7 protein-coding genes are annotated in these 8,652 nt (G+C 67.3%); 1 reads left to right on the top strand and 6 read right to left on the bottom strand.

The window, feature by feature from the left end:
- From ACDELDRAFT_RS06425 to ACDELDRAFT_RS06415, 3 genes are all read right to left on the bottom strand, one after another.
- Positions 1–951: fibronectin type III domain-containing protein (locus ACDELDRAFT_RS06425; RefSeq protein ID WP_005794710.1), on the bottom strand; the 951-nt coding region annotated here is incomplete at its 3' end.
- Positions 952–1,070: 119 nt separating this feature from the next.
- On the bottom strand, positions 1,071–1,667 hold the full coding sequence (locus ACDELDRAFT_RS06420) for an RluA family pseudouridine synthase (RefSeq protein WP_005794708.1): 597 nt from the start codon (positions 1,665–1,667) through the stop codon (positions 1,071–1,073).
- 111 nt (positions 1,668–1,778) lie between these two features.
- Positions 1,779–4,007 (bottom strand): PAS domain-containing hybrid sensor histidine kinase/response regulator, encoded by a 2,229-nt coding sequence (locus ACDELDRAFT_RS06415; RefSeq protein WP_005794705.1) that lies wholly within the window; start codon positions 4,005–4,007, stop codon positions 1,779–1,781.
- A gap of 324 nt (positions 4,008–4,331) precedes the next feature.
- On the opposite strand from ACDELDRAFT_RS06415, the gene ACDELDRAFT_RS06410 reads away from it, so the two are divergent.
- On the top strand, positions 4,332–4,991 hold the full coding sequence (locus ACDELDRAFT_RS06410) for an NAD(P)H-dependent oxidoreductase (protein ID WP_005794703.1): 660 nt from the start codon (positions 4,332–4,334) through the stop codon (positions 4,989–4,991).
- Between the two features lie 113 nt (positions 4,992–5,104).
- Here the strand turns inward: ACDELDRAFT_RS06410 and ACDELDRAFT_RS06405 are convergent, their stop codons facing one another.
- Genes ACDELDRAFT_RS06405 through ACDELDRAFT_RS06395 form a run of 3 tightly spaced genes read right to left on the bottom strand, consistent with a single transcriptional unit; the run spans position 5,105 to position 8,646 of the window.
- Entirely contained in the window at positions 5,105–6,397 is a 1,293-nt protein-coding gene (locus tag ACDELDRAFT_RS06405; RefSeq protein WP_005794701.1) for an MFS transporter, read from the bottom strand.
- Positions 6,387–7,589 (bottom strand): acyltransferase family protein, encoded by a 1,203-nt coding sequence (locus ACDELDRAFT_RS06400; protein ID WP_005794699.1) that lies wholly within the window; start codon positions 7,587–7,589, stop codon positions 6,387–6,389. Before ACDELDRAFT_RS06400 ends, ACDELDRAFT_RS06405 begins: the two co-directional genes overlap by 11 nt.
- A 52-nt stretch (positions 7,590–7,641) precedes the next feature.
- Entirely contained in the window at positions 7,642–8,646 is a 1,005-nt protein-coding gene (locus tag ACDELDRAFT_RS06395; RefSeq protein WP_005794697.1) for a MerR family transcriptional regulator, read from the bottom strand.
- Positions 8,647–8,652 lie beyond the last annotated feature (6 nt).

The raw sequence follows: 8,652 nt of genomic DNA, 5'->3' as shown, positions 1-8,652 counted from the left end.
CGAGGCGTTGGTCGCGCTGACGCTGAGGGTGTAGGTGACGCCGTTGGTCAGGCCCGTGATGACGCAGGTGGCGGTCTGGCCGCTGGCGGGCAGCGCCGGTGTGGGCGTGCAACTGCCTGCGAGGACGTTGCCCGGGCCGGTGGCCGTCACGCTGTAGCTGGTGATGGGGCCGCTGCCGGTGCTGGCGGGCGGTGTAAAGCCCACGCTCACGGATCCGTCGCCGCCCGTGGCGGTGATGCTGGCGGGCGGGTCGGGCAGATCGAGATTCTGGAACTTGACGTAATCGACCACGAAGTCGGAGTCCATGTTCGCATCGTTGGACTGATCGCCGAAGACGATCATGGCGCTGGTCGTGTTGGCCGGCACAAACGACCGGCTGAGCAAGGGCGTGGCCGCGCCCGACGCGATGTCGGCGTAGTCCGCGTCGATGTACACGCTGAGCTGGCCGTCGTGGTAGCGGAGGGCGTACTCATGGAACGCGCCGTCGATATTGTTGAAGGGCGCTGTGCCGCCAGTGTTGTCGCCCCAGCCGACGGCAGCCGGGTCCAGGTAGAGCATGGTGTTGCGATTGGTCCCAGTCCCAAATGGGAACGCAAAGGCGTCTGTCGCACTGAACATGAGCGCTGCATCCAATGGATTGTGGGGGTCCACGGACAATGCCTTCAGGCGGATGGACGTGATGAAGTTGGCGGTGCCCACGCTGTACCTGTACAGGTTTTGCCCGCCGGCGGAGCCTGCGGGGGCGGTGGTGGTAGTGAAGCGCGTGGTGCCGGTATCTACCCCGTTGGCTCCGTCGCCCACGGTCACCGTGGACGGCGATTGCTGGGCGCGCTGCCAGCCCTGTGATACGGGTTCGGCGTTGCCGTCGTACAGCAGGATCGGTGGCGAAGCCCAAACGCACGATGCAAGGAATGGACCGATCAACAATACGGGCAGGTGGCGTTTCAGCATGGCGGCTCGGGGGTGAAAACGTCAATGGAGGGGCTGGCTGCGGCAATTATCTGGCACGATTCGCTCTCTAAAAGATAGCTGCTTGCGATGGATGGATAAGCGCTGGAGGGTGATGGGACTTAAAAATCCGAGGGCGCCTCGAAGGCGCATGCCACCCCGTGCACCGGGTGCGTGAACCGCAGCGCGCTCGCGTGCAGCAAGAGCCGTGGTGCCATCGCCTGCGTGGCGGCGTCGGCATACAGCGCGTCGCCCAGAATGGGGTGGCCCATGGCTGCCAGGTGCACGCGCAGCTGATGGGTGCGGCCGGTGACGGGTTCCAGTTCGATGCGCGTGGTCTGTGCCTCGGCGTCCTGCGCCAGTGCGCGCCAGCGGGTCAGGCTGGGTTTGCCCAGGGCGTGGTCGATGACGCGCAGCGGGCGCCGCTCCCAGTCGGCGGCGATGGGCAGGTCGATTTCGTTCCAGGCACCGTCCACACTGAGCAACCCTTGCACCACGGCCTGGTAGCGCTTGTGCACTTGGCGATCGGCAAATGCATGACTCAGGCGACGCTGCGCTTCGATGTGGCGAGCCATCAGCACCAGGCCCGAAGTCGCCTGGTCCAGCCGGTGCACGATGAGTGCGCCGGGCCAGTGCTGCTGGGCGCGGGCGCTGAGGCAGTCCTGCTTGTCGGGGCCGCGGCCCGGCACGCACAGCAGGCCCGCCGGCTTGCACAGCACCAGCAGGTCGCTGTCTTCGTACAGCGCCAGCGGTGCGGGGGCAGGTTTTCTTCCGGCGCAGGTGCTGGCGCGGCGGCTGCAGGCGCTGGCGGCGCGGACACCGCGTGCGGGTCAGCGGGGGGCGGCATGGTCGTCGCCGCTCACGAGGCGCTGCACCGTGGCGCACAGCTCTTCGACGTCGTTGGGTTTGTGGATCAGCGCGCGGGCACCTTCGGCCAGCGCGGCCTGCTCGATCTCGGCAGTGACGTAGCCCGATGCCAGGGCCACGGGAAGGTCGGGGCGGATCAGGCGCGCCTCGCGCACCAGATCCACGCCGCAGAAGCCCGGCATGTTGTAGTCGGTGACCAGCAGGTCGTACGCCTGCGGTGCGGCGCGCAGCGCGGCAGTGGCTTCGTGCGGGTCGGTGAACCCGCTCACCTCGTAGCCCCGGCGGCGCAGCAGGCGCTGCACCAGAAAGACCAGGGCCTGGTCGTCGTCCACGTACATCACGTGGTGCTTCTTTGCGGGCGCATTCTCCTGTGCGGCAGGGGCCGGGGGCGTGGCCGCCGCGGCAGGCACCAACGTGGCTGCGGCCGCAGAGGTTCCGTGGGCCCCAGGCGTGCCGTGGGACGCAGGCGCGGCGCTGGTCGCGACAGGAAAGTACAGTGTGAAGCGGCTGCCATGGCCCGGCGTGCTCTGCACGTCCACGGCCCCTTCGTGGGTGCGCATCACGCCGTGCACCACCGCCAGGCCCAGGCCAGTGCCCTGGCCCACCGGCTTGGTGGTGAAGAAGGGCTCGAAGATGCGTTCCAGCGTGGCGGCGTCCATGCCCGGCCCCGTGTCGCGCACCGTGAGGGCCACGTAGTCGACCGGCGCCAGGCCCAGCCGCTCGCTCAGGCGCTGGTCGGGCTGCACGGTGGCGGCTTCCACGTGGATGCTGCCGCGCTCTGCACCGATGGCGTGCACGGCGTTGGTACACAGGTTCAGCAGTGCCTGCTCGACCTGGGTGGCATCGGCCAGCACGGGGGGCAGGCCGGCCTGCAATTGCATGTGCAGCTCGACGGCAGGGGGCAGCGTCACGCGCAGCAGGCGCTCGGTGTCGTGCGCCACCTCGGCCAGCGACACGGCCGAGCGTTGCGGCGGCTCGTTGCGGCTGAATGTGAGGATCTGGCGCACCAGATCGCGCGCGCGGCGGCCGGCCTTGTCGATTTCGAGCAGGCTCTCCAGCACGGGCGAGCCGGGTGCGCAGTCGGCCTTGGCCAGCTCCACGTTGCCCAGGATGGCGCCCAGGATGTTGTTGAAGTCGTGCGCGATGCCACCCGCCATGGTGCCCACGGCCTGCATCTTGTGGGATTCGCGCAGCTGCGCCTCCAGTTCATTGCGATGGGCCTCGGCCTTTTTTCGGCCGGTGAGGTCGCGGGCAAAAACGGTGGTGGTTTCGCCGTCGACATGGCGCTCGAACGACACGCTCACTTCCACCGCCAGCTCCTTGCCGCTGGCGGTGAGCGCTGTCATTTCGCCCAGCATGGCCTGGGTGGCGAGCTGGGCAAAAGCCAGCGCCTGCGCTGCGTCCGGCAAAAAGCGGTCAAGGGTGCTGCCCAGCGCATCGCTGGCGCTGCACTGGAACAGGGCCGCCGCCGTGGGATTGAACACGGTGATGCGCTGGTGCTGGTCCACGCAGATGATGGCGTCCAGCGCCGAATTGATGACCGCTTCAAGCCGCTTTTCGCTGGCGCGGATCTGCTCGTTGCGCAACTGCAGCGTGACGGCGCTGTGCTGCAGGGCCTGGCGCTCGGCCAGCAGCGGACCCTGGTCGATCACGGCACACAGGAACTGCGGCAGCGGCGGGCCGCTGCTCTGGGGCGCCTCGATGTGGGCGATGTGCAGGTCGCCGGTGATGCGGCAATCCGCACCGATCGCGAACACGACTTCTTTGGCCTCGCTGCGGCCCTGGTCCTTGGCCTGCGCAAAAGCTTCGCGCACGCGCAAAGCGTCTTGCGGGTGCACGAAGGGCATCAGCGCAGTCAGCGGGCGGTCGCGCTCGGTGGGCTGGAAAGAGCGATGCGCCATGGAGTTGGCCTGAACCACCATGTCGTGCTCGTCCACCACCATGAGGGCAAGCGGCACGCTGGCGAACAGGGTTTCGAAGCGCTCGGATGCACTTTCGGCCACCGTCTGGCTGTAGCGCAGCACCTTGTTCTGGCTCTCCAGCTCGGCCTGGTAGGCGCGCAGCTCGGCCACCAGGCTGTCTGCCGCCGTGCCATGCACGCCAGCGGGCAGGGCCGATGGGCCAAGTGCGGGTTCAGCAGGGGCACCCTGCCGGCCGGCCGGGTCCAGGAAAGACAGATCGGGTTCACTCATGGAAGGGGCGCGGTCACCATGGGGGCGCGAAAGAAGGGCTGCATGGGGCATTGCTGTAGCCCCATGCGCGGGGCTTGAGTGTACGCCTGCACGCCTTTGCGCCAGCGCGCCGGCACGGCCTTGTGACTGTGCTCCCCCAGGGCCTTCCAGCGCAGCGCGCTGGAAGGCTGGGGAGTGCTGCCACCATTTCAAGCGGTGATTGTTGACGGGGGGCGAACAATCCATTTCGTGGGCGGGGCTTTGCGCGCCCTGCGCGTTTTTCTACAGTTCATCCATGGCCACGCAGGCCGAAAAACCGTTTCCCAACTCTCAGGATCTCTCCACATGAACCCGATCGATACCCCCTTGGCGCAGCCCCTTTTGAACAAGCTGCAGTGGCGCTACGCCGCCAAGAAGATGGACCCCGCCAAGGCGGTTGCACAGGACAAGGTCGAACGCATTCTCGAGGCGGCGCGCCTGGCGCCCACCTCCAGCGGCCTGCAGCCCTTCGAGATCATTGTTGTGACCGACCCCGCCGTGCGCGCCAAGATCCAGCCCATTGCCTGGAACCAGTCCCAGATCGTCGACGGCTCACACCTGCTGGTGTTTGCGGCGTGGGACAACTACACGGCCGATCGCATCAACATGATGTTCGATCTGACCAATGACGAGCGCGGCTTCAAGAACGAGGGCTGGGAAAACTACCGGCAGATGTTGCTGGGCAGCTATCCCCAACGCGATGCCGAGGTGAACTTCCAGCACGCGGCCCGCCAAGCCTACATCGGCATGAGCGCCGCCCTGATTGCCGCCGCGTTCGAAGAGGTGGATTGCACCCCCATGGAAGGGTTTGACCCCAACGCGCTGGACGAGATCCTGGACCTGCGCAAGCGGGGCCTGCGCAGCGTGGCCATTCTGCCGCTGGGCTACCGTGCGGAGGAAGGCGACTGGCTCGTGAAGCTGAAGAAGGTGCGCCGGCCCCGCGAGCAGTTCGTGACGGAAGTCTGAGCCAGTCGGGGGCATGCATGGCCCCTGCTCACGAAATTCCAGAAGCGCCTCTGCTTTGGACGACCCGCCGGTTCACATGGCGCGTGGCGGGGTGGGGTGTGCCGGTACTGGTTTTAGCGTGCGCCCACTGCTGCGTCTGCCATGCGGCGCATCGGTGTGAGCACGAAGGCCGCGGCTGCGAGCACCAGCAGCGTGCCGCCGCTGGCGGCGAACAATTGCACCAGCGTGATGCCCTGCATGATCCAGCCCGTCACGGCGGCCGAGATCGGTGCCAGTCCCATGAAAATGAACATGAACAGAGCCATGGCGCGCCCCAGCAGCATGGGTGGCACGCGCTGCTGGATCCAGGTGAACACCCGCACCTGCATGAAGCCGCCGAGCAGGCCGATGCAAAGCATCAGCGCTGCGCCCTGCCACACCGCGGTGATGAGGCCCATGGGCATGAACAGCACGCCAATGACGGCGTCGAACGCCAGGATCGTCACACCGAGACTGCCCAGGCGCAGGCGTGGCAGCGCCCCCGAGAGCACCATGCCGGCCAGCGTGCCCGCGCCATGCGCCCCCACCATGGTGCCGAACGCCGCTGCGCCGAGCTGGGGCGTGGTGCTGGCCATAACGGGAATGGCGATGTGGATCGGTCCCATGATGAACAGCGCAATGGCGGCCCAATAAATGAAGCAGGTACGCAGCTCCTGGTCGCGCCAGAACTGCGCCAGTCCCTGCCATACCGAGGCGAGCACGGCCTGCGGCGCTACGGTGGGAGGCAGGGCGCTGGCATGCGTCTGCACATGCGCCAGGGTCCACGCCGAGACAGCGAAGCTCAGGGCGTCGAACGCGAACGCCAAGCCGATGCCGGTGGCGTTGGCCGAGGCGGATGTACCGTCGCCGAACAGCGCAATCAGCAGACCCGCCAGCAGGGGCCCGAGAAACATGCTGAGCTGGCGCAGGCCCAGACTGATGCCGTTGGCCGCCTGCAGCTGGTGCCGCGGCACCACGTGCGGCATCATGGCCGTGCCGGCCGGAATGCTGAAGGCAGTGGCCAGGCCAATGCCCAGCGACAGGGCGTAGACCATCCACAGCGCCAGCCCGCCCGACAGCACCAGCGCCGCCAGCAGGCCCAGCAGCAGCGTGTTGGCGTATTTGGTGAGCAGGAGCACCTGCTTGGGCGAATGGCGGTCCACCAGCGCGCCACCCACGAGGATGAACAACGCGCGCGGCACGCTGATGAGGGCCAGCACGGTGCCCAGCACCAGGGTATCGCCTGTCATGCGCAGCACCAGCCAGGGCAGCGCGATGAGTGTGAACTGGTCGCCCAGCATGGTCAAAGCGCTGCCGCTGGTCAGCCAGCGGAAATTGCGGTCGCGCAGCAGGTAGGCGCGGGTGTGGGCGGAGGTTTCAGGTGGCATGGATGGCTTCGGCAGAGGGCTTGCGCGCATGGCGCTTGCCGTTGAGCAGGGTGCTGATGGGCGTGAAGCGCACGCACAGGTGGTAGCTCGCCAGGCAAATGGCCGTGGTGGCCAGCACGTTGACGAGCATCTTGGCGAGCGCCGGCAGGGGGGCTCCAAACAGCAGGGCGCCGAAGCTGATGGTTAGCGGCATGTGCACGAGATAAACCCAGTAGGAGCTGTCGGCCAGATAGGCGAGCCAGCGGTGCGGCCGCTGCAGCCGTTCGAGGAACAGGCCGATGAGCGCGAAGCTCCAGAGCCAGGCGCAGGCGTTGTAGGCCAGGGCGATCCAGAATGGCAGGTATGCGATCGCGTGCGGCGCCGGCTGAATCACCATGTCGAACAACGCCCCCGTGACCAGGAAGAACCCGAGGCCCGCGCCCGCATACACCGGCCAGCGCCGCTGGTACTGCGCGAACAGCACCTTCTGGTGGTGGTGCAGGACCACGCCGAACACATAGAACAGCCCGTTGTGCAGCCATTCCGTGAGCGGCGGCAGAAAGTGGCCGCTGGGTTTGACCAGCCCGTCGCCGTAGAACGAACCCACCCATGCCAGTGGCAACGCCAGCACGATGAATCCCCAGGGAGCCAGGCCCAGCCGGGCAAAGGCGAGGGACAGGGTGCGGGGCAACACTGCCGGAAGGCGCTGCAGCAGCCACTGCGCGGGCGCGGTCAGCACGCTGAACCACAGCAGCATCCACAGGAACCACAGGTGCATGGTGGAGGGGCCTTGCGGAATGCTCGTTCCCGACGGCAGAAGGCTGCGGTCGATTCCCCAGGTGCCGCGCTGCACGCGGTGCAGGAACAGAAGGGCCAGCAGGCCGCAAACCACGTAGATGGGCGGCCAGAACACCGCGAAGGGCAGTGCCAGGCGTTGCGCCCGGTTGCGCACCATGGCTCGCATGCCGCGCCGCTGCACCAGCAGGGCAACGAAGAAGCCCGCCAGGATGAAAAATACCGGCATGCGAAAGGCGTGGATGAAGGCCATCAGCAAGTCGGCCAGCGGGGTGGAGCGGTCGTCGTGCCAGGGCAGGGGCGACGGGCCTTCGATGTGGATCACGGCCACGTGGAGCACGATGCCCAGCCACATCATGGTGGCGCGCAGGTTGTCCAGGGCGTGCAGGCGGTCGGGTGGGAAGGGGCTGGGATTCATGGTCGGTCCGAAGCAATGGGGGCCGACTGTAGAGCCTCACGTTGCGTGAGGGTCAAGCGCTTTTTGCGATCGCCAGCCCGATGTAGTCGCGCACGGCCGCACTCAGCAAGGCGCCCGCGCGCAGCAGCGGTTCGCTGGCAGAGGCGTGCAGCAGCCTGTCGCGCAGTTGGCGGTCATTGCGGGTGAGCTGGTCCATGAGCGCACTCCAGTGCGCCACGGCCGCCTGCCCGCGCGGGCTGTCGGGCGCCAGCCGTTCCTGCAACAGGCCGGTCACCTCGTCTTCCAGGGCCTGCCATTGCGCGGTCCGCACATGGCCCAGACGGGCCAGGTCGGAGGGCTGCAGATACTTGCCCAGCGCGGCCATGCGCAGATGGATGGCACGCTCCACGAACTCGATCATTTCGGTGCTGGGCGCATTGTTGATGCCGTGCGCCGACGGCTCCAGCCGGTACATGTGGCCCCAGCGCTCCAGCAAGTCCATGTCGCCGCCCATCCATTCGAGCATCAGCACCATCCAGCGCTGGGCCAGTTGCTGCACCTGGGGGGAGTCGATTGCCAGTCCCTGGTCCATGGTGCTGCGCACCCGGGCCACCAGAGGTGCCCATTCGTCCTTGATCCGGGGCCAGTTCTCGAAGATGCGCTTGAGTTCAGCGGCGCTGAAGTACTTGCCGTAGGTGGCCATGAGCGCCAGCGTTTCGAGCCAGTTGCCCATGTCGGGCTCGGCGCCGGCCACCAGGCCGTCACGCATCAGGGCCAAACGTCCGCGCAGTTCGGTGGCCTGGGTGATCTGCAGGTCCAGGGCGTGGATCTGGCGTTCGATGATGCGGCCAGGCTCCATGCCTTCGCCCGCCAGCAGGCCGGCGATGTCGCCCAGGGGCAACCCCAGCAACCGCAGCGCCTGAATACCGTGCAAGCGCTGCACGTCGGCCTGGCTGTAGAGGCGGTAGCCCGTGTCGGAGCGGCCCGAGGGCGTGAGCAGGCCGATCTCGTCGTAATGGTGCAGCGTGCGCACCGTCAGACCGGTGCACCGCGCGAGTTCACCGACCTTCAGCAGCATGGCGCG

Source organism: Acidovorax delafieldii 2AN (assembly GCF_000175235.1).
GTDB classification, from domain to species: domain Bacteria; phylum Pseudomonadota; class Gammaproteobacteria; order Burkholderiales; family Burkholderiaceae_C; genus Acidovorax; species Acidovorax delafieldii_B.
The sequence above is the reverse complement of the archived record's forward strand: the minus strand, read 5'-3'. Positions and strand labels throughout refer to the sequence as shown.